General features: G+C 68.3%; 18 protein-coding genes and 1 tRNA gene. 15 read left to right on the top strand and 4 right to left on the bottom strand.

Annotated features, from left to right (window positions below):
• Positions 1–42: 42 nt before the first annotated feature.
• The 11 genes from fmt (at position 43) to C265_RS24470 (ending at position 10,600) form a co-directional block, all read left to right on the top strand.
• Positions 43–1,056: a methionyl-tRNA formyltransferase gene (fmt, locus tag C265_RS24520; protein WP_010811324.1), complete on the top strand. Its 1,014-nt coding sequence runs from the start codon at positions 43–45 to the stop codon at positions 1,054–1,056.
• 189 nt (positions 1,057–1,245) lie between these two features.
• Positions 1,246–2,106 carry a zinc metalloprotease HtpX gene (htpX, locus tag C265_RS24515; RefSeq protein ID WP_010811323.1) on the top strand — a complete coding sequence of 287 codons (861 nt, stop codon included), beginning with the start codon at positions 1,246–1,248 and terminating at the stop codon, positions 2,104–2,106.
• 132 nt (positions 2,107–2,238) lie between these two features.
• Positions 2,239–3,639, top strand: coding sequence for a 16S rRNA (cytosine(967)-C(5))-methyltransferase RsmB (gene rsmB / locus C265_RS24510; RefSeq protein ID WP_010811322.1), 1,401 nt, complete (start codon positions 2,239–2,241; stop codon positions 3,637–3,639).
• Between the two features lie 9 nt (positions 3,640–3,648).
• Positions 3,649–4,539: a DUF4390 domain-containing protein gene (locus C265_RS24505; RefSeq protein ID WP_010811321.1), complete on the top strand. Its 891-nt coding sequence runs from the start codon at positions 3,649–3,651 to the stop codon at positions 4,537–4,539.
• Positions 4,536–6,968 carry a PAS domain-containing sensor histidine kinase gene (locus C265_RS24500; protein WP_010811320.1) on the top strand — a complete coding sequence of 811 codons (2,433 nt, stop codon included), beginning with the start codon at positions 4,536–4,538 and terminating at the stop codon, positions 6,966–6,968. The genes C265_RS24505 and C265_RS24500 overlap by 4 nt, the downstream gene beginning before the upstream one ends.
• 52 nt (positions 6,969–7,020) lie before the next feature.
• Positions 7,021–7,731 carry a response regulator gene (locus C265_RS24495; protein ID WP_010811319.1) on the top strand — a complete coding sequence of 237 codons (711 nt, stop codon included), beginning with the start codon at positions 7,021–7,023 and terminating at the stop codon, positions 7,729–7,731.
• Between the two features lie 60 nt (positions 7,732–7,791).
• Positions 7,792–7,867 (top strand) — tRNA-Phe (locus tag C265_RS24490).
• Positions 7,868–7,996: 129 nt separating this feature from the next.
• Positions 7,997–8,197 (top strand): hypothetical protein, encoded by a 201-nt coding sequence (locus tag C265_RS24485; RefSeq protein ID WP_010811318.1) that lies wholly within the window; start codon positions 7,997–7,999, stop codon positions 8,195–8,197.
• Between the two features lie 170 nt (positions 8,198–8,367).
• Entirely contained in the window at positions 8,368–8,859 is a 492-nt protein-coding gene (locus C265_RS24480) for a hypothetical protein (protein ID WP_011616259.1), read from the top strand.
• Positions 8,860–8,966: 107 nt separating this feature from the next.
• Positions 8,967–9,587: a LysE family translocator gene (locus tag C265_RS24475; protein WP_010811316.1), complete on the top strand. Its 621-nt coding sequence runs from the start codon at positions 8,967–8,969 to the stop codon at positions 9,585–9,587.
• A gap of 287 nt (positions 9,588–9,874) precedes the next feature.
• Positions 9,875–10,600 carry an MIP/aquaporin family protein gene (locus tag C265_RS24470; protein ID WP_010811315.1) on the top strand — a complete coding sequence of 242 codons (726 nt, stop codon included), beginning with the start codon at positions 9,875–9,877 and terminating at the stop codon, positions 10,598–10,600.
• Here the strand turns inward: C265_RS24470 and C265_RS24465 are convergent.
• Positions 10,584–12,401, bottom strand: a complete 1,818-nt coding sequence (locus tag C265_RS24465) for a carbohydrate porin (protein ID WP_234788164.1) — start codon at positions 12,399–12,401, stop codon at positions 10,584–10,586. The two genes, C265_RS24470 and C265_RS24465, sit on opposite strands and share 17 nt — an antisense overlap.
• 349 nt (positions 12,402–12,750) lie before the next feature.
• Between C265_RS24465 and C265_RS24460 the strand changes: the two genes are divergently transcribed.
• The 3 genes from C265_RS24460 to dinB all read left to right on the top strand — a co-directional run bounded on the left by C265_RS24460 (position 12,751) and on the right by dinB (position 16,077).
• The gene (locus C265_RS24460) at positions 12,751–13,887 is read left to right on the top strand and encodes a TRAP transporter substrate-binding protein (protein WP_010811313.1); all 1,137 of its coding nucleotides are present in this window, start codon (positions 12,751–12,753) and stop codon (positions 13,885–13,887) included.
• Positions 13,888–14,038: 151 nt separating this feature from the next.
• A complete protein-coding gene (gene rarD, locus C265_RS24455; RefSeq protein WP_010811312.1) occupies positions 14,039–14,944 on the top strand; it encodes an EamA family transporter RarD in 906 nt (301 codons plus the stop codon).
• Between the two features lie 53 nt (positions 14,945–14,997).
• A complete protein-coding gene (gene dinB / locus C265_RS24450; protein ID WP_010811311.1) occupies positions 14,998–16,077 on the top strand; it encodes a DNA polymerase IV in 1,080 nt (359 codons plus the stop codon).
• Between the two features lie 74 nt (positions 16,078–16,151).
• On the opposite strand, the gene C265_RS24445 is transcribed toward dinB, so the two are convergent.
• Together C265_RS24445 and C265_RS24440 are read right to left on the bottom strand one after the other, a co-directional pair.
• A complete protein-coding gene (locus C265_RS24445) occupies positions 16,152–17,168 on the bottom strand; it encodes a DUF2272 domain-containing protein (protein WP_011616254.1) in 1,017 nt (338 codons plus the stop codon).
• Positions 17,169–17,407: 239 nt separating this feature from the next.
• Positions 17,408–17,686: an HU family DNA-binding protein gene (locus tag C265_RS24440; protein WP_010811309.1), complete on the bottom strand. Its 279-nt coding sequence runs from the start codon at positions 17,684–17,686 to the stop codon at positions 17,408–17,410.
• A gap of 1,183 nt (positions 17,687–18,869) precedes the next feature.
• On the opposite strand from C265_RS24440, the gene C265_RS24435 reads away from it, so the two are divergent.
• Positions 18,870–19,385, top strand: a complete 516-nt coding sequence (locus C265_RS24435) for an SET domain-containing protein (protein WP_010811308.1) — start codon at positions 18,870–18,872, stop codon at positions 19,383–19,385.
• Positions 19,386–19,428: 43 nt separating this feature from the next.
• On the opposite strand, the gene C265_RS24430 is transcribed toward C265_RS24435, so the two are convergent.
• Entirely contained in the window at positions 19,429–21,051 is a 1,623-nt protein-coding gene (locus C265_RS24430; protein WP_010811307.1) for a sensor histidine kinase, read from the bottom strand.
• Between the last annotated feature and the right edge of the window lie 77 nt (positions 21,052–21,128).

Below are 21,128 nucleotides of genomic sequence, written 5' to 3'. Positions count from 1 at the left end.
CCGCGATAGCGGCCGGTCCTGTTTCAGGCCACGGAACCTGCCATGTCCCAAGCCAGACCCCTGCGTGTTGCCTTTGCCGGCACGCCCGAGTTCGCGCGCGTCGCGCTGGAAGCCATCCACGCCGCCGGTTTTCCCATCGTGGCGGTGCTGACGCAGCCTGACCGCCCCGCCGGCCGCGGCCTGCAGCTGCACGCCAGCCCGGTGAAGCAGTTCGCCGCCGCCAGCGGCCTTGGGCCAGTGCTGCAGCCGCGCTCGCTGCGCCGCCAGGGCAAGTACCCGGAAGACGCCGCCGCGGCCATCGACGCGCTCGCCGGCACTGCGCCCGACGTGATGGTGGTGGCCGCCTACGGCCTGATCCTGCCGGCCGAGGTGCTGGCCCTGCCGCGCCTGGGCTGCCTGAATATCCACGGCTCGCTGCTGCCGCGCTGGCGCGGCGCGGCGCCGATCCACCGCGCCATCGAGGCGGGCGATGCCGAGACCGGCATCACGCTGATGCAGATGGACGAAGGCCTGGACACCGGCGACATGCTCACGCGCGCGGCCGTGCCGATCGGCCCGGACGACACCACCGGCACGCTGCACGACACGCTGGCCGCGCTGGGCGCGCGCATGACCGTGGCAGCGCTGCAGGAGCTCGCCGCCGGCCGCGCGCTGGCCGCCACGCCGCAGCCGGCCGAAGGCGTCACCTACGCCGAGAAGATCGCCAAGGACGAGGCCCCGCTGGACCTGCGCCGCCCGGCCGCGGCGCTGGCCAACCAGGTGCGCGCGTTCAACCCCTTCCCGGGCGCGACGGTGCAGGTCGGCGATACCGTGATCAAGTGCTGGCAGGCCGTGCCGCTGGCCGCCGCCAGCAGCCTGCCGCATCCGCCCGGCACAGTGCTGGCGGCCGACGCCGCCGGCGTCCTCATCGCCTGCGGCGAGGGCAGCGCACTGCAGGTCACCGAGCTGCAGAAGCCGGGCGGGCGCCGCCAGCCGGCGCAGCAGTTCCTGCAGGCCCTGCCGCTGCCGCCGGGCACGCGCTGCGCGGTACCCGGCAACGGCGCCGCGCAGGCATGATCGGACGGGCCTTGGCCGCACATGGCGGCATAAGTGCCGGCGGCACCGCCCCGGCCGGCGCAAGCGGCCACGGCTCCCCCCTGAAACCGTTGAACAGCCGTTGAATTTTCGGGTATCGCCCCCTATCTAACGGTCATCGCGTCCGCTTTCCCCCGGGACGCGGCTCACGATTACACGGAGATCACCGCAATGTTCAACTGGGTCAAGACCTTCATGCTGATGGCGGCCATCACGGCGCTGTTCATCGTCATCGGCGGCATGATCGGCGGGCGCAGCGGCATGATGATGGCGCTGCTGCTTGCGCTGGGCATGAACTTCTTCTCCTACTGGTTCTCGGACAAGATGGTCCTGCGCATGTACAACGCGCAGGAAGTCGACGCCGGCAGCGCGCCGCAGTTCTACGGCATGGTGCAGGACCTGGCGCAGCGCGCCGGCCTGCCGATGCCGCGCGTGTACCTGATCAACGAAGACGCGCCCAACGCCTTTGCCACCGGCCGCAACCCGGAGCACGCCGCGGTGGCGGCCACCACCGGCATCCTGCGGGTGCTGTCCGAGCGCGAACTGCGCGGCGTGATGGCGCATGAGCTGGCGCACGTGCGCCACCGCGACATCCTGACTTCGACCATCGCCGCCACCATGGCCGGTGCGATCTCGGCGCTGGCCAACATGGCGATGTTCTTCGGCGGCCGCGACGAGAACGGCAACCGCAGCAACCCGATCGCCAGCATTGCCGTGGCAATCCTGGCCCCGCTGGCGGCATCGCTGATCCAGATGGCAATCTCGCGCGCACGTGAATTCGAAGCCGACCGCGGCGGCGCCGAGATCAGCGGCGACCCGCAGGCACTGGCCAGCGCACTGGACAAGATCCACCGCTACGCCCAGGGCATCCCGTTCCAGGCGGCCGAAGAACACCCGGCCACGGCGCAGATGATGATCATGAACCCGCTCTCGGGCGGCGCCATCGCCAATTTGTTCTCGACCCACCCGGCCACCGAGGAGCGCATCGCGCGCCTGATGCAGATGGCCCAGACCGGCACCTATCCCGCCTGAGCGGCCGGAAATCCGGGGCAGGGCCCCCGCACAGGGTAAACTGCCCGCTGTTCCGCATGGACCGGCGGGCTTTTTTTGTGCCCGCGCCGGCCTGCTTCCCGATTCCAACGCCTGACCCGCCGCCTGACCGATATGCGCCTGCCTCCCGATTCGCTTGCCTTCCAGATGCTTGGCGCCGCCGCCGCGGTGCGCGCCGTCAGCGAAGGCACAGCCTTGCCCCAGGCGATCGAGGACGCCGCCGCGCAGCTGCGGCTGGACCGCGTGCAGGATGCCGCCACGCGCGGCGCGCTGCAGGACATCGCCTATCGCACCATGCGCCAGTTCGGTACGGCACGCGCACTGGTGACAAAGCTGGTCACGCGCCCGCCGGGCGCGCAGGTCGATTCGCTGCTGGCGGTGGCGCTGGCGCTGCTGCTGGAACACGCACCGGGCCCGCGCGACAAGCAGGACGGCGCGGACGCCGGCCGCCCGGGCTACAGCACCTTCACCGTGGTCGACCAGGCGGTCAGCGCCGCCGCCTCCGAACCCAAGACTGCGCATGCGCGCGGCCTGGTCAACGCGGTGCTGCGCCGTTTCCTGCGCGAACGCAAGGCGCTGCTGGCCGAGGTCAACCGCGACGAGCAGGCGCGCTGGAACCTGCCGCCGTGGTGGCTGCGCATGCTGCGCGAGGCCTACCCGGACCAGTGGATGGCCCTGGCCGCCAGCGCCAACGTGCGCCCGCCGATGACGGTGCGCGTCAACACCGCGCGCGTGTCCGTGCAGCAGTACCAGACCGATCTTGCCAACGCCGGCCTGGCCGGCCACGTGGTTGGCCCGCAGGCCGTGCGCCTGGTGCGCGCGGTGCCGGTGACGCAGTTGCCGGGCTTTGCCGAAGGCGTGGTCTCGGTGCAGGATGCCGGCGCGCAGCTGGCTGCGCCGCTGCTCGAGGTGGCCGACGGCATGCGCGTGCTGGATGCCTGCGCGGCGCCCGGCGGCAAGACCGGGCACCTGCTGGAACTGGCCGATATTGAAGTCACCGCGGTGGAAAGCGACCCGCAGCGCACCACCCGCATCGCCGAGAACCTGGCGCGCCTGGGCAAGCAAGCCAGGATCGTGGTCGGCGATGCCAGCCGGCCCGCCGACTGGTGGGACGGCCAGCCCTTTGACCGCATCCTGGCTGACGTGCCGTGCTCGGCTTCGGGCATTGTGCGGCGCCATCCCGATATCCGCTGGCTGCGCCGCGAGACCGATATTGCCAAGCTCATCACCGAGCAGCGCCGCATCGTCTCGCAACTGTGGCCGCTGCTCAAACCGGGCGGCATCCTGGTCTATGTCACCTGTTCAATTTTCCCAACGGAAGGCGAGGAGCAGGCGCGCTGGTTTGGTGCGCAGCTGGCAGATGCGATACGATTGCAGGCGCCGGGGCAGCTGCTGCCCGGCACCCATGCCACGCAAGCCGCCGGCGCCAATGGCGAAAAGGACGCCACTGCCGGCACCAGCCTGCCGTCGGATCACGATGGCTTCTTCTACGCCCGCTTCCAGAAACGCGCCTGATCTGATCCGATGCTGAGCACGCCGCGCCTGTCAGACTTCCGCGTCATGGTGGACACGAACGTGGACACTGCCGCGGACTGGGCGTGCCTGCATCTGCGCCCCGGCGGCGCGGGCAGGCGTGGCCTGCTGGCGCGGTGGTGGCTGGCACTGGTGCTGGCGCTCGCCTCGCTACTGTGGCTGCCGCCCGTCGCGCGCGCGCAGGTCATCGAGGCCACCGAGGCGCGCATCGAATTCCAGGACGGCGGCTTCGAGCTTGCCGCCAGCTTCGACTTCGACCTGCCGCCCGCGCTGGAAGACGCATTGCACAAGGGCATCTCCCTCTATTTCGCGGTCGACTTCCAGCTCTCGCGCTCGCGCTGGTACTGGTTCGACGACAAGCCGGTCAACACCACCCGCAGCGTGCGCCTGTCGTACCAGCCGCTGACGCGCCAGTACCGTGTCTCCACCGGCGGCCTGCAGCTGCCGTTCACGCGCCTGAAGGGCGCGCTGCAGTTCATCCAGCGCGTGCGCGGCTGGCGCGTGTTCGAGCGCAATGTGGTCAAGCCGGGCGAGACCTACCACGCGGAAGTGCGCATGCGGCTGGACCTGTCGCAACTGCCCAAGCCGTTCCAGATCAACGCCGTCAACACGCGTGAATGGAACCTGGCCTCCGACTGGCGGCGCTTCGCCTATACGGTGCCGACGGACCTGAACGCAGCGCCGCCGCCGCCGCCGCCCGCAGCGCCGCCGCCCGCGCCGGCCCCAGGCCCCGCATCGCCGGCGCTGCCGGCCTCGCCCGCCGTACCCGCGCCTGCGTCGGCGCCTGCTGCTGCCATTGACTCACGCGGCCTGACCATGCAGACGGTGTCCTACGGACTGTCGCCCGCACTGCTGCTGCAGCCCGCCTCGAGCCAGCCATGAACAACTCGCTGTGGGACAGCCGGTTCCGGCGCGTGCTGTACCGCGTCGTGGCCGGGATCATCGTCTTCCTGGCACTGGTGCTGGTGGGCCTGCTGGCCGGCGCATCGGCCAACACCGAATTCTTCGATCGCTATTTCACGCTGCTGTTCAAGGTGAACCTGGTGATCGGCGCCCTGCTGGTGCTGATCGTGGGTGCGCTGGCGCTGACGCTGTGGCTGCGCTATCGCCGCGGCAAGTTCGGCACGCGGCTGATGACCAAGCTCGCCGTGTTCTTCGGCGTGGTGGGCGTGCTGCCCGGCGTGCTGATCTACCTGGTATCGCTGCAGTTCGTCTCGCGCAGCATCGAGTCCTGGTTCGACGTGCGCGTGGAAACCGCGCTCGAGGCCGGCCTGAACCTGGGCCGCTCCACCATCGACAGCTCGCTCGCCGACCTGCAGGTCAAGGCACGCCTGATGGCCGAGCAGCTCGCCGGCGCCTCCGGCGTGGCCACTTCGCTGCAGCTGAACCGGCTGCGCGAGCAGTATGGCGTCCAGGAAGCCGCCATCTTCACCGGCAGCGGCCGCGTGCTGGCCACGGCGTCCAGCAACTACGCGTCGCTGGTGCCGGACCTGCCTTCGGGCGTGCTGGCCGAACAGGCGCGGCTGGCCGGCGGCTACGCGGCGGTGGAGGGCGGCACCGACCCGTCGGGCGACGGCAGCCCGAGCCCCGAACGCGTCGACAGCAGCCACCTGTACCGGCTGCGCGTGATCATTCCGCTGGGCGCCAGTCCAACCGCGGCACAGGATGACGCCGCAGGCGGCAGCGCCCCGCGCGCGCTGGCCAAGCCGCCGCGCTGGGCCGGCTCCGGCCTGTCCGTGGAGCGCCGCCCGGAGGAATCGCCGTCGAGCGGCTTCGGCCTGGTCGGCGAGACCGTGCGCGAGGAACGCTACCTGCAGGTGCTGCACCCCGTGCCGGCGGTGCTCGCGCGCAATGCCGACGAGGTCCAGCGCGCGTACCAGGAATACCAGGAGAAAGCGCTGGGCCGCACCGGCCTGCGCAAGATGTATATCGGCACGCTGACGCTGACGCTGTTCCTGGCCGTGTTCATCGCGGTGATGCTGGCGCTGCTGCTGGGCGGGCAATTGGCGCGGCCGCTGCTGATGCTGCTGCAGGGGACCAAGGAAGTGGCCGAGGGCGACCTCTCGCCCAAGCGCGAACTGAAAAGCCGCGACGAGCTCGGCATGCTCACGCAGCAGTTCAACCAGATGACGCGACAGCTGGCCGAGGCGCGGCTGGCGGTGGAAGAGAACCGCACCGCGCTCGAGCAATCGAAGGCCTACCTGGAAAGCGTGCTGCAGAACCTGACCGCCGGCGTGCTGGTGTTCGACCGCCGCTTTGTGCTGATTACCGCCAATCCGGGCGCGGAGCGCATCTTCCGCCAGCCGTTCGGCGCGGTGCTGGGCCTGCCGGTTGAGCAGATCCCTGGCATGGGGCCGTTCGGCGAGATCGTGCGCCAGGCCTTCTCGGACCAGAACACCAGCGAGGTGCTGGGCGGCGCCGAGCACTGGCAGAAGCAGATCGAGCTGCCGCAGGGCGAGGAACAGCCGCTTACGCTGCTGGTGCGCGGCGCACGCCTGCCCGGCGGCGAGCGCGATGAGCCCGGCTACGTGATCGTCTTCGACGATATCTCCGATGTGATTTCCGCTCAACGCTCGGTGGCCTGGGGCGAGGTGGCACGGCGCCTTGCGCACGAGATCAAGAACCCGCTGACGCCGATCCAGCTCTCGGCCGAGCGCCTGCAGATGAAGCTCTCGCCCAAGCTCGAAGGCACCGACGCCGATGTGCTCAAGCGTGGCGCGGCCACCATCGTCAACCAGGTGGCCGCGATGAAGCGCATGGTCGATGACTTCCGCGACTACGCGCGCACACCGCCCGCGGTGCTGCAGTCGCTGCAGCTCAACAGCCTGGTGGCGGAAGTGCTGCACCTGTATGGCATCGATGATCCCGCGGTGCACGAGCATCCGGTGATTCATCCGACGCTGGGCACCGCGCTGCCCGAGATCAAGGGCGATCCGACGCAGTTGCGCCAGGTCATCCACAACCTGCTGCAGAACGCACAGGATGCCGCCACCGAGAACGTCGCGGCCGGTAGGGCGGCGCCCCATATCACTCTGAACACCGAGACTGTAGAATACAAAGATTCTGCCGGCGAAAACCGGCAGGCCGTCAAGCTCACCATTGCGGACAATGGTCCCGGTTTTGCGCCACGAATCCTGAGCCGTGCGTTCGAGCCCTACGTGACCACGAAAGCCAAGGGCACGGGCCTGGGGCTCGCGATGGTAAAGAAGATCATTGACGAACACGGCGCGCGAATCGAGATGCGCAATCGCATGGAAGGTGCGGAGATCGTCGGTGCACAGATCTCGATCCTGTTCGTTAAACTGACATAGTCAACAATGGCGTCCGGTCCCGGAACGCTGCGGTGGGGTTAAGAGGGGAAGTATGGCAACGATCCTCGTAGTCGATGACGAAATGGGAATCCGGGAGCTGCTCTCGGAGATCCTCAGCGACGAAGGCCACGTGGTTGAACTCGCGGAGAACGCGCTGCAAGCGCGCGAATACCGCGCGGCGGGTACGCCCGACCTCGTGCTGCTCGATATCTGGATGCCCGATACCGATGGCGTGACCCTGCTCAAGGAATGGTCCGCGCAGGGACAGCTGACGATGCCCGTCATCATGATGTCGGGCCACGCCACCATCGACACGGCGGTCGAGGCGACCAAGATCGGCGCGCTCAATTTCCTTGAGAAGCCGATCGCACTGCAGAAGCTGCTGTCCGCGGTCGAGCAGGGCCTGGCCCGCGGCATCGAACGCCCGCGCAGCAGCTCGGCCACCACCACTGCCCCCGCCACGGTCCCGTCTGCCGAACCCGGTTCGTCAGACATCGTGCCCGAGGCCACTGCCGAGGCCGCCCCCAACGGCAGCCCCGCGCGCGTGCCCGAGGCCGAGATGCAGTTCTCCTTCGACATGCCGCTGCGCGAAGCGCGCGACCTGTTCGAGCGCGCCTACTTCGAATACCACCTGCTGCGCGAACACGGCAGCATGACCCGCGTGGCCGAGAAGACCGGGCTGGAGCGCACCCACCTGTACCGCAAGCTCAAGCAGCTCGGCGTCGAACTGGGCCGCAACAAGCCCGAGCCGGCCGAGCAATGAGGCTGTGACGCACATGACGCTTGACTGACCAAAAAAGTCCAGTTATAGTTTCGCTTCTTTGGCCCGGTAGCTCAGTCGGTAGAGCAGAGGATTGAAAATCCTTGTGTCGGCGGTTCGATTCCGTCCCAGGCCACCAGAACAAGAAAAGCCCGGCTCCCGCAAGAGCCGGGCTTTTTGCTTTGTGGCATCGCATAGGCAGATTTGTGTACAGGCAGCGCTGGGCCCTGTGAACCGGCGTTGGTAACCCGCCGCGAGGTACTGAACCATGTCGACGAAACGCAAAATCCATATCCCATCTGATGCCGAGGACAAGGCGCTGACGCTTGCCGCGCGCGCGGACGCGGACAACCCCCCGCTCACCGCCCGGGAACTGGCCCGCATGCGGCCGGCGCGGGAAATCCTGCCGAGACTGGTAGGGGATAAGATGGCCCTGGTCATGCTGCAGCCCCGCTGCCGGCGTGCTTGACCAACGCGCAACAGCCAACCCAGAAGTAAATATCTTCTACTTGGCAGCCGATATATGTATCTCTACGATGGCCTGACGCGCTGCCGCCCGGCGGCGCGGACCGAGCCGGCCAAGCCGCACCCATAACGCGGACAGCCGGTCCAGGGCTTACTTTCTTACCGGGGGGTCTGATGGATACGTTGATCGGGACAGACAACCGCTGGCCGCCGCAGACTGCGGGCGAAGAGCGCGGATTGTGGAAGAGCACCATGGCCGCGGCCAGCCACGCGCTGGGGGCGGCGGGGCGGGTGCAGCAGGCGGTCTCGCAGACGCTGAAGCTGCAGCACAAGATCCGCGCGCTGCGCGACGAGCTGCACCAGATGGAGGCCGAGCGCGACGTCTACCGCGAGCTGCATGCGCGCACGGTCGAGGAGCTGCACCAGGCGATCGACCGCAGCCCGGCAGAGATCCGGCGGCTGCGTGCGGAGACCGAGGCCATGCAGGTGCGCCACCGCGCCTACAAGCTGCTGGTGCAGCACTACATGCGCCTGGGCACGCCGATCGATCCCGGGGTCTTTGCCGAGCAGCGCAGCCGTGTGCAGCAGCACATCCTGTTCCAGCGCCGCAAGGGCATTCCGGTGGCACAGATCCGCGTCGAGGACATCGCGTTCCTGCTGCGCTGAGGCGCGCTGCAGCCGTCAAGCCATGCGCTTTGCCGCGATGGGCCAGGCTGCACTAACATGGCGGCAGCGATGCATCCCGCACTCGCATCCGACACTGCCAGGCCACCATGTTCGACATCCAGAACTACACCAGCTTCGTGCTCGCCATCCTGGTGTTCCAGCTGATCCCCGGCCCGGGCACGATCGCCATTCTCAACGCCACCGCGCGCAATGGCATGGCGGCCGGCATGGGCGCGGTCTGCGGCACGCTGCTGGGCGACCTTGTGTACATGCTCGCCGCGGTGGCGGGGCTGGCGGCGGTGATGCAGGCCAATCCGCTGCTGTTCCACGGCTTGCAATGGTTCGGTGCCGCGTACCTGTGCTGGATGGGGGTGCAGCTGCTGCGTACACGCTTTGCCGCGGACGCCGGCGTGCCCGAGCCGCGCAAGTCCACGCGCGTATACCTGCGCCAGGGCTTCACGGTGAGCCTGACCAACCCCAAGGTGGTGCTGTTCTTTGTCGCGTTCTTCCCGCTGTTCCTGCGCCCGGATGCGTCGCCGGCCACGCTGGCGGCGATGATGGCCCACGTCACGGTGCTCAGCCTTGCCTACCAGGCGGCGCTGGTGCTGGCGGGCAACGCGGTGGCCAGCCGGCTGCGGGCGCTGCCGTTCGCGCGCACGCTGGCAACGCGACTGGCCGGGATCGCGCTGGTCGGCTTCGGCCTGCGGCTGGCGGCCAGCAACCGGTAACGGCCCGCGGCCAGCGCCGCGATTCGATACCGCGCGTCTGCACACAACAAAGCGGCCACGCATTGACGCGCTCCGTGCACGAACGGAACACTGTCGCGTCCGCGCTCACCGCATGTGCGCGGGCTTGCTACTGAACCGCCACCGTTCGAGGCGTCGTCTCAGGCGACGTTGTCCATCTTGCCGCTGCACGTTTTCCTTACTGCCTTTGCCGCGATCTCGCGGTCGCTCTCGTATCCCGTTCGTTGCTCCGCTTTATCGCTGCCGCGCGCCGTCAACGGAGCGCAGCGATGAGTACGCTCGTACGCCGCCTGGTGGCCGAAGGCCTGGGCACGGCCCTGCTGGTGGCGATCGTGGTGGGCTCCGGCATCCGTGCCGAGCGCCTCGCCGCAGGCGACACCGCGCTGGCGCTGCTGGCCAATTCGCTGGCCACCGGGGCTGGGCTGGTGGCGCTGCTGGTGTCGCTGGGCCCGGTGTCGGGCGGCCATTTCAATCCGGTGGTGAGCCTGTCGGCGCTGCTGCAGGGCACGCTGCCGCCGCGCGATGCGCTGCGCTATGTGCTGGTGCAGGTGGCGGGCGGAGTCTGCGGCGTGCTGGCCGCCCATGCGATGTTCGGCGAGCCGGCGCTGGCCTGGTCGGCCCAGAGCCGCACCGGCGCGGCGATGTGGTGGAGCGAGTGCGTGGCCACCTTCGGCCTGGTCGGCGTGGGCATCGGCACGCTGCGCAGCCGGCCGCAGCTGGTGCCGTTCGTGGTGGCAGGCTATATCACCGCGGGCTACTGGTTCACGTCGTCGACCTCGTTTGCCAACCCGGCGCTGACCATCGCCTGCGCGCTGACCGATACCTTCACCGGGATCCGGCCGCAGGACGTGCCGGGCTTCGTGCTGGCCCAGATCGGCGGCGGGCTGGCTGCCACGCTGCTGTTCCACTGGCTGTGCCGCAAACCCGCTGCGGCCGCCACGGCGCAGGCCGACTGGCGCGCTGCGCCCGCCAGCGCCCCTACCAGCGCCGATTGAGCTGCACGCCGAAGATCGAGCCGCTCGCCTGCGAGGCCCACGCGTCGGCCGGCGCGGTGTAGCCGATGCCGTCGACGTCGCTGGCACGGCTATAGGTGTAGAAGGCGCGCAGGTTGGCATTGCCGGCCGACTTGCCCAGCGTCAGCGTGGGCGCCACGGTCAGCGCGGTGCGCTGGCCGCTGACGCCGAAGCCGGACGAGATCTGGTCGTGCGAGACCTCGAAGTTCAGGCGGAACTGGTTGCTGGCCACGTAAGCAGGACGCAAGCGCGTGGTGGTCCACTGCAGCGTGCCGACCGGCGACCGGTCGAACTGCAGGCTTTGCTCCACCGCGCCGCTCAGCCCTGAACGGCCCCTCCATTCCATCGATTCCGCCACGCGCGTGCGCGACAGCGCCGGTCCCATGCCGGTGTAGCCGGTCATGGCGTTGCGCGATCCCGATCCGAACTGCACCCCGAACCGGTTGGTGCCGTACAGCACGCCTTTCTGCTCATGCAACGCAGACGCCCACCATGCACCGCCGGGGTCCTGCACCAGCGGCTGCGCCTCCACCCGCGTGAAGCCGAGCTGGATCGAACCCTGTTCGTTGGTGTTGATGGGCGCGGTGCGCAGCGAGTGGTAGCTGGGCAGGTTCTGGCCGTTCTGGTCGGCGCGCGCGGTGTACTGGTAGCTCAGGCCGATATCGCCGATCACCTTGGCGTTGTCGATGCCGAAGCGCATCGCCGTGGAATTGGGCGGCAGCAGGCCGGACGACAGCAGGAACGGCGCATTGTCGCGCCGGCCGGCCCACATGGTGGCGCCGTCCAGCACCGCCAGGCCGCTGACGGCGGTATAGAACTGCGGCACCAGGGCGTAGGGATCGATCGCCGCGGGGCGGCCATTGACTGTGGTGGCGTCGGTGCCGCGCGCCTGCGCGATCAGCATCACCTGCGCGCCGCCATCCAGGTCCAGCACCGATTCGCGGATCTTGACCTCGCCGGCGCTGCGGCAGGCCAGGCCGTTGCCGATGCCGGTGGAAAGCGCACCGCCGGGGCAGGCGCGCATGGTGGCCGGGCGTTCCTCGGCCGCGGCGCGGCCGCTGTAGCCGAGGCGCCACACGGAATCCCCGGCGGGGTCGTCGGCGGGCAGCTGCGAGTGCAGTACCGGCGGGGCGTCCGGCGGTATGCCACCGGTGGTGCTGTCCGCCGGCTCGGCGGGCGCCTCGGCCTGGAACTGGCCGAGCCGGGGCGGGAACAGCACCAGTGGCGGCGGCGGCTGGGGTGGCGGTTCAGGCGGTCCGACGAAGCTCGGGTCGGCAGCGGAGCTGGTGCCGGCCAGGGTTGCCGGCGCGCTGCCGTCAGGCTGCACGCCGGGCTGGGCAGCCGGCTCGCCCGTGGTACCTGGCGCCGGTGCCGCTGGCACGGTCACGCTGGCCGCGGGTGCCGCTTCGCCGGCGATCAGCGCCGCCAGTGGATCCTCCGTGCTTGCCGTGGCCGGCGTGGCAGGCTCGGCGGCTTGCGCCGAACCAGCGGTCACCACCGGCGGCACCGCCGGACGCGGTTCGATGCGGGGCGGCGGGGTGATCGCGCTGGTCGTCGCATCCCCGGTCTGCGCGCACGCGACCAGGCCCCACGCGGCCAGCACGGCAAAACCGAGGCGGCGCAGGGGCAGGCCACCGCGTCCGGCAGGGCCGGGACAAAGCGGGATGGCGGGAATCCGACGAGAGACTGGCGGCAATTCGGACAGCAATTCAGTCAAGCAACATCGATGGCCGGAGCAGGCAAGGGCTCCGGAGGCGGGACTGTTTTTTATCAGCCGACCCATTTGACCGCAAGCCGGGTTACAAAATCCATCACACTGTGCGCCGTCTCACAATGCGAAAAACCCCCGGATATGTCGCGATTGACTAGCGAAAACCCGCACTTGCGCGATACCCCGTGGCGAAAGAGCCACCGCTATAATCGGCTGGCTTGTCTTTCGGGTAAGACAGCCCTTTGCCGTGGCCCGCGTCCGGCGCCAGGCATGCTGGGCACGCCGCCGTGCCCGTTCGCAACAGGCACAGCGTTGCGCAAGCCGCTGTACCCCGGCGGCTGGTGCGTCACGGTCCGGCGCGCGGCATCATGCAAGCCGCGAGCCTGCATCCGAATCAATATCTATAAGAGGAGAAGTGGAGATGGAACGTCGTTCCTTTCTGTTGAAAGCGTCGGCCGTGGCCGCCACCGGGGCACTGGCCGCGTGCGGCAAGGGTGAAGAGAAGGCTGCACCTGCCGCCGCCAGCGGGCCGGCAGCGCCGGCCGTGGTCGGCAGCAACCCGGCCGTGGAATGGCGCCTGGCCTCGAGCTTCCCCAAGTCGCTCGACACCATCTTCGGCGGTTCCGAACTGCTGTCGGCCCGCGTAAAGGAACTGACCGACGGCAAGTTCAACATCAAGGTCTTTGCCGCCGGTGAAATCGTGCCGGGCCTGCAGGTGCTGGACGCGGTGCAGAACAACACCGTGCAGATAGGCCACACCGCCGGCTACTACTACTTCGGCAAGAACCCGACGCTGTGCTTTGACACCACGGTGCCGTTCGGCCTGACCGCACGCCAGCAGAACGCCTGGATGATGCAGGGCAACGGCATGAAGCTGATGCGCGAGTTCTTCAAGGAATACAACGTCGTCAATTTCCTGGGCGGCAACACCAATGCACAGATGGGCGGCTGGTTCCGCAAGGAAATCAAGACCGTGGCCGACCTGCAGGGCCTGAAGTACCGCATCGCCGGCTTTGCCGGCGTGGTGCTGTCGCGCCTGGGCGTGGTGCCGCAGCAGATCGCCGGCGGCGACATCTACCCTGCGCTGGAAAAGGGCACCATCGATGCAGCCGAGTGGGTGGGCCCGTACGATGACGAGAAGCTGGGCTTCTACAAGGTGGCGCCGTACTACTACTACCCGGGCTGGTGGGAAGGCAGCGCGCAGCTGTCGTTCTACGCCTCGGCCACCGAGTACGAGAAGCTGCCGGCGCTGTACAAGCGCGCGCTGGAAACCGCCACCATCGAGGCGCACACCAACATGATGGCCAAGTACGACACGGTCAACCCGCAGGCGCTGGCCCGCCTGCTGGAAAACGGCGTCAAGCTGCGCCCGTTCTCCAAGGAGATCATGGAGGCCTGCTTCAAGGCGACCCAGGAATCCTACGCCGACGAAACCGCCAAGAACCCGTCGTTCAAGAAGATCTACGACGACTGGCGCGTGTTCCGCAACAACCAGGCCGCCTGGTTCAACGTGGCCGAGCAGGGCTTCGCGCAGTTCAGCTTCGCGCGCAAGCTGTAAGCGGGACACTGCCCCGGGCCGCACGGGGCTTGCCGCAAACCCCATGTTCCCTCGGGAGCATGGGGTTTTTTGTTGGCCACGGCAGGCGGGCGCCCGCCGGGCGGGGATCGCGCGGCGCCGGTAGAATCGCCGGCATCTACCGGAAATCCCTATGCAACTCGGCATTCTCTACGCCCTCCTGGCCTACATCATCTGGGGGCTGCTCCCGCTCTATATCAAATCGCTGCCCGGCATTGCGCCGCTGGAGATCCTGCTGCACCGGATGGTGTGGTCGCTGGTATTCCTCGGCCTGATCCTGACCTGGCGGCACCAGTGGGCGTGGCTCGGCCGGGTGCTCAGGGACCGGCGCCTGCTGCTGTCGTTCGGCGCCAGCGCGGCGCTGCTGTGCGCCAACTGGTTCCTCTACATCTGGGCGGTGTCGGCCAACCGCGTGGTCGATGCCAGCCTGGGCTACTTCATCAACCCGCTGTTCAGCGTGCTGCTGGGCGTGGTCTTCCTGCACGAGCGGCTGCGCCTGGTGCAATGGCTGTCGATCGCGGTAGCCGCGGCCGGTGTGGCCTGGCTGACGGTGGCGGCAGGCCAGCTGCCGTGGATCGCGCTGGGGCTGGCGGCCAGCTTCGGCGGCTATGGCCTGCTGCGCAAGACCGGCGCGCTGGGTGCGCTGGAAGGGCTGTCGCTGGAGACGCTGCTGCTGTTCCCGCTGGCCGCGGCGGCACTGGCCTGGCTGTTCGCGACCGGCCAGGACAGCTTCACCCACGCAGCGCCGGGTACGCAGTGGCTGCTGCTGCTGGCCGGGCCGGTGACGGCGGTGCCGCTGCTGTTCTTTGCGGCCGGCGCGCGGCGCATTCCGCTGTCGTTGCTGGGCCTGCTGCAGTACACCGGGCCGACGCTGCAGCTGCTGCTGGGCGTGTGGCTGTGGAACGAGCCGTTCCCGGCGCAGAAGCAGGTCGGCTACGCGCTGATCTGGCTATCGCTGGCCTTGTATGCAGCCGAGGGGCTATGGATGAATACGCGGCAGAAGCCCGCTATCATCCAGTCGATCAATGAAACTAACTAAAAATCAACTCATTTCATTTGTCACACGCATAACTGATACGGTGCCTGGCCACCATGTCTGCCCCGCCTGATGCCACCCCCGCAGTCCAGCGCAAGATCATCCATTGCGACTGCGACTGTTTCTACGCCTCGGTCGAGATGCGCGACGACCCCTCGCTGCGCGGCCGCCCGATGGCCGTGGGCGGCTCGCCCGACCGGCGCGGGGTGATTGCCACCTGCAACTATGAAGCGCGCGCCTTTGGCGTGCGTTCGGCGATGCCGTCGGCGCAGGCGCTCAAGCGTTGCCCGGACCTGCTGATCGTGCGCCCGGCGATGGACAAGTACCGCGAGGTCTCGCGCCGGATCTTCGCGATCTATCGCGAATACACCACGCTGGTCGAACCGCTGTCGCTGGACGAAGCCTACCTGGACGTGAGCCTTTGCACCCGCCACGCCGGCAGCGCCACCCGCATCGCCGAGGAAATCCGCCAGCGTGTGCGCGATGAAGTGGGCGTGACGGTATCGGCCGGGGTGGGGCCGAGCAAGTTCGTGGCCAAGATCGCCAGCGACTGGAACAAGCCCGACGGGCTGTTCGTGGTCAAGCCGGCGGCGGTCGATGGCTTTGTCGCCGCGCTGCCGGTGGAACGCATCCACGGCGTAGGCAAGGTCACCGCGGCCAAGCTGCGGCGCCTGGGTGCCGGGACCTGCGGCGACCTGCGGCCGTGGTCGCCGGACCGGCTGCACCGCGAGTTCGGCGTCTTCGGGGCGCGGCTCTACAAGCTGTGCCGCGGGGTCGACGAGCGCGAGGTCACGCCCGAGCGCGAGCGCAAGTCGATCAGCGTGGAAGAGACCTATGCCGACGACCTGCCCGACCTGCAGGCCTGCATGGCCGAGCTGGAACCGCTCATCGCCATGCTGGAAGCCCGCATTGAGCGGGCTCAGGCACACGACACCATCGACAAGCTGACCGTGAAGCTGCGCTTCTCTGACTTCCGCCAGACCACGGTGGAATGCCGCGGCCACGCGCCGGACCGCACCGTCTACGCGCGCCTGCTGGCCGAGGGCCATGCGCGCCGGGGCTTGCCAGTGCGGCTGCTGGGGGTGGGGGTAGGGACCAGCGACCGGGATACGTCGCAGCTGGAACTGTTCGACTGAGCGCAGGATTATTCTAGCGAATAATCAACACCCCTTAAATCATGGTGCATTGATAAATCGCATCAATAGCCAAGCTATTGCAGGTCGTTGCGCATCACCAGCAGCCACGGCATATGCGAATTGGTGACGCCGTCGAGCCGGCCCGAATCGCCCAGCTCGATCTCCTCCATCGACACCGACTGCTGGACATTGCCGCCGATGGCACGCACCACGCGCGTGGCCGGATCCACGCCGACCACGATGTCGCAGTGCATAGGGGTGGTGCCGAAGCCGATTTCGGCGATGTCCTCCAGATAGCGGTCGCGTCCGCGCCCGGCGCAGATGATGTCGCCGGGCCGGGGCATGGCGGGGACGGGCTCGATATGGAAGGCTGGCCTGGGCAGGATGCCGTCGCGGGCATCGACCACGTACATCGAGTGCGACTGCCCGGTCAGGAACTGGCGCTCGTCCAGCCCCGCCTTGCGCAGCACCCATGAGATAAACACCGCCGACCAGGCCCAGGATCCCTGCGTCACCTGCCGGCAGCCGGGCGCTTCGCCGACGATGCCCCAGTAGCGGCGCGCCAGCGAGCAGCCCAGGGGCGTGGCTTCCATGCCGGTGCCGTCCGGAAAGGACAGGCAGCTGGCGGCCGGTGGCGGATTGCCGTTGGTCTTGGATTCGGTATCGGTGGTGGCGGCAGCGGGTGCCCCGGCCTCCGCGGGGGACGGTGGCTGGGCCTCCGGGATCTCTGGCAGTGGCGCAGGCAGTTCCGGTGCGGGCACCGGGCTGTAGGTGACGCAGGAGGTGTCATCCCGGCCCAGCCGCACCACCTGCCCGCCCCAGCGGGCCCATTCCTGCGTGGCGATCTCGACGATGCGTTCGCGCGGCGTGGCGCCCGGGCGCGTCACCGGCCTTTCGGTGTCGGGCAGCGCGCGCGCCTGCGGCCGCACCGGCTCGCTGACGGTGGTGCAGGCACTCAGCAGTGCCAGCGCCACGGCAACACAGGCCGCGCGCATGGTGCCTGCAGCCTGTGGAGAAAGCTGTGGAACCGGCTGTGGAAAGCGCTGTGCATAACGCTGTGGAGATCTGCGGCGCGGCGGACGGGCAAGCATGGAGGCCCCATGTGGCACGGCACCCGGTCCGGCCTGTCACGGCCACGGCTGGACGCCTGTTGGAAGACTTCGCGCGCGATCGCTCCGGCGACGGATTCAGCGATGCGGCGGATACTGCAGAAAATCAGCTTACCGCTGTGGATAACGTCCCCCGCCTGGCGCTCGCCTGCGCCCTCGGGCACCGGGCGGCGGCATGGCGGGGTCTGACAATTCGGGCCCTGCAGTGCAGCCCGTCAGGCTCACTGGTTGACAGCGTCCTTGAACTTCTGGCCAGCCTTGAACTTCACGGTCTTGGCTGCTTCGACCTTGATTTCTTCGCCGGTACGCGGGTTGCGCGCCATGCGCTCGCCACGCTCGCCCTTGCTGAACGTGCCAAAGCCGATGAGGCTCAGCGTTTCGCCCTTGGCCACGGCGTCCATGATGGCCGACAGGGTCACGTTCAGTGCCTGTTCCGCCTTGGACTTGGTCAGACCGTCCACCCCGGCTGCGATAGCGTCGATCAGTTCGGTTTTCGTCATGCTTCACTCCGTATCGAGTTGATAAAACACAGGCGTCCGCATGCCGGGCGGCCTGACTGGCACCGCTCCGGCAAAGACACCGCGGGCCACATGATACCGTGTCGGACAAGGCGCACCGGGAACAGATTGTTACCTGGCAGGTTCCGCGAGGCCGCGCCAGGCTGGGCTTCGCGGCAAATCGACGCAGCTGGGTACAGCCATCGCAAGCCGCGGAAGGTGACGAAAGCGTCCTAAGCTGACAGGCAGGGCCCCCAGGTCGCGCAGGCGAGATAGCGGGCGGGCCGCGTACCTAGCCTCTCACCCATCCCTCGCCAGAGGCCCTCAGAGGCCCTCTGTGCACGCGCAGGCGCATTGGACAGGGCTGGAGAGCGAGTGACGGCCAGAAACGCTTGCAGGCGCTCTGGCAGCCTCGGAGGCGCAGACTGCACTATGTTGCATGTTGTCGGATCATTGGGCTGGCGGCGAACCGAGCCGCTATTCGGCGCATGCATGGCACCTTGCCGGGGCGGTTTACGGGCCAGCTCCAGATCCTGCGGGCGGCGTATACGCGCAAGTCGGTGTGGTTGGGCGTATACGCCCGAGGTATACGCCGAATCTTCAAATCCAAAACCACAAAGCTTCGCGCTATCGCGACGTTTACAGTCCCGGCCATTTGGATGACGCCTTGGGGGCATTCTTTTGCTGACGCCGTTGGTTCGTTCTTTCGGTTTACCTTTTTCTTTCATGTATACAAATAGTAGTAGTAAGTAAACACCCGCCCCCGCTGTGGAAAACCACGTAAACGTCTTTCGGTTCAACGGTTTACGTAAACGAGAAGTGGTCGTATCCAATGTTGGTCGAGGTGGATGACTCAGCCATCCGGAGGAGGCCAGTGCCGCAAGCCCTCCGACTTATGCCTGAGGCATCCCCATGCCAGCCCCAGGCAGCCCACATCCAATCCGCGTGCTTGTCCACAGTTCGAGGCGGGGTTATCCACACGCGGGGACGTAAACGGGCGTCGCGGCTGAGGCGGAAATGGGGTGCCGTATACGTGTCAATCGCAACCAGGGCGTATACGGTGAGGTCGCCGGAAAGGGGGGTTACGTATACGTGTCACGGTTGCACCGGTATCATCCCCGATCGCGCCGGAACGGCCGGCACAGCGGGCCACTCAGGCAAACAGGCGACGAGCACGGAAAGGCAAATGGCGGACAAGGCAAAGCGCAAGGCAGCGGACGAGGGCAAGAAGAAGACGGCGAGCGACCGGATCGAGGTGCGCCAGTCAGGCGTGCACGGCAAGGGCGTCTATGCGATCGGCCAGATCGCCGAAGGCGAACGCGTGATCGAGTACAAGGGCGAGCACATTTCGTGGAAGAAGGCGCTGGAGCGCCATCCGCACGATCCCAGCGATCCCAACCACACTTTCTACTTCAGCCTGGACGACGGCAGCGTCATCGACGCCAAGTACGGCGGCAACCGCGCGCGCTGGATCAACCACGCCTGCGAACCCAACTGCGAAGCGCGCGAGAAAAAGGGCCGCGTCTTCATCCACGCGCTGCGCGACATTGCCGAGGGCGAGGAGTTGTTCTACGATTACGGCCTGGTCATCGACGCGCGCTATACCGCCAAGCTGAAGAAGGAGTTCGAGTGCCGCTGCGGCAGCCCGCAATGCCGCGGCACCATGCTGGCACCGAAAGAAAAGAAGAAGAAGGCCAAGTAAGGCGCGCGTCCCAACCCGCGCCTCCGCCAGCGCAGCGGCGGGTTCAGGCCACCGATCCTGGCGGTTCGCAGGGGATCCGGATCACGAAGCGCATGGTCGGCCGCCGTTCGGGCGCGCCGTCCGCGGCCGGGGTATCGCCGGCCGCACCTGGAACCGGCGGCACGTCCTCGATGCGGATGGTGCCCTGGTGCAGCGTCACGATCTCATGGACGATGGCCAGCCCCAGCCCGGCGCCGCCGCTATGGGCCGCCCGCCCGCCGCCCGGCTCAGGGGCGCGGTCGCCGCGGAAGAAGCGCTTGAAGACTTCCTCGCGCCGCTGCGGCGGGATGCCGGGGCCGTTGTCTTCCACCATCACCACCGCCATGCCGCGGTGACCCATGGCCTCGCCGCCGGCGCGCACCGTGATGCGCCCGCCCGCGGGCACGTACTTCACCGCGTTGTCGATCAGGTTGGACAGGGCCTCGCGCATCAGCAGCCGGTTGCCGCGCACCACCGCGGGCGCGCTGCCGGTGAAGGTGGGGCCGGGCAGGATCTCGAAGCCCAGGTCGATGCGTTGCGCCAGCGCCTGCGGCACCCACTCGGCGCCGATCTCGAAGGCCAGCTCGGCCAGGTCGAAGTGTTCCACCGGCCCGAGACGCTCCAGCGACAGCCCCGGCTCGGCGCGCGCCAGCGACAGCAACTGGTTGGACAGCCGCACCGCGCGGTCGGCGGCGGTCTGCACCTCGCGCAGCGCATGCCGGGCAACTTCCAGCGAATCGGCTTCCTGGGCCCGGTCGGCATGCAGCTTGACCGCGGTCAGCGGGGTGCGCAGCTGGTGCGCGGCATCGGCAATGAACTTGCGTTGCGCGTCGAGCGCGTCGCGCAGCCGCGCCAGCAGTGCATTGAGGCCGCGGATCAGCGGCGCCACCTCGGCCGGCACCTGGGTCTCGTCGAGCGCGGCGAGTGAGCGGGCAGTCTGCCGGTTGAGCTTGTCGGCCAGGATCTGCAGCGGCACCAGCTCTTCCTTGAGCACGTGCGACAGGATCAGGCTGCCGACCAGCAGCAGCAGGATCAGCGGCACCGACACCGACAGCAGGATCTCGTTGGCGGCGGTCTCGCGCCGGTCCAGCAGCTCCGCCACCTCCACCACGATCGGCCCGCGCGCGGGTTTGCCGGCCTCGCTGGTGCCGAGTTCGTCCACTGCGGCGCTGGGCAGCATCACCGGCAGCCGCACCGCGCGCACCTGGCGCCCGCTGAACCAGGCGTAGAACAGGCGCGCATCGTGCAGCGTGGTCTGGCCGGTGCCGTAGCCCAGCCAGGTGTCCATGCCGCCGATCAGCCCGTCGGGGCCATGGATGCGCCAGTAGATGCGGTCGGTGCCCTCGGCCTCGACCAGCGTCTGCGCGATCATCGGGATGTCGTGCTCCAGGCGCGGGCCGGCAATGCGGATCTGCTGGGCGATGTTGTTGGCCACGCCATACAGCGCGCGGTCGAACACCTGCGTGGTGTAGTGCGCCGCCAGCCAGTACGACAGCGAGCCGCTGGTCAGCACCAGTGCAAACAGCGGCGTGGCCAGAGCGCGCAGCAGGTGCGCGCGCAGGCTGATGTTGGAGCCGGGGCGGGACGCCTGGCGCGTCGCCGCGGGGGTGTCGCCGGCGGCGTCAGCGGTGGCGGAGGCCGGGGGCACGTTCCGCGTTGCGATGCGGGAGGCCGTGCGCCAGGAAACCCGGGAGGAGGTGCGGGAGCGAGGCCACATTGCCGGCT

The sequence above is a fragment of the Cupriavidus sp. GA3-3 genome, assembly GCF_000389805.1.
Taxonomy (GTDB): domain Bacteria; phylum Pseudomonadota; class Gammaproteobacteria; order Burkholderiales; family Burkholderiaceae; genus Cupriavidus; species Cupriavidus necator_D.
Note: the sequence above shows the minus strand (reverse complement) of the source record. Positions and strands in the feature narration are given on the sequence as shown.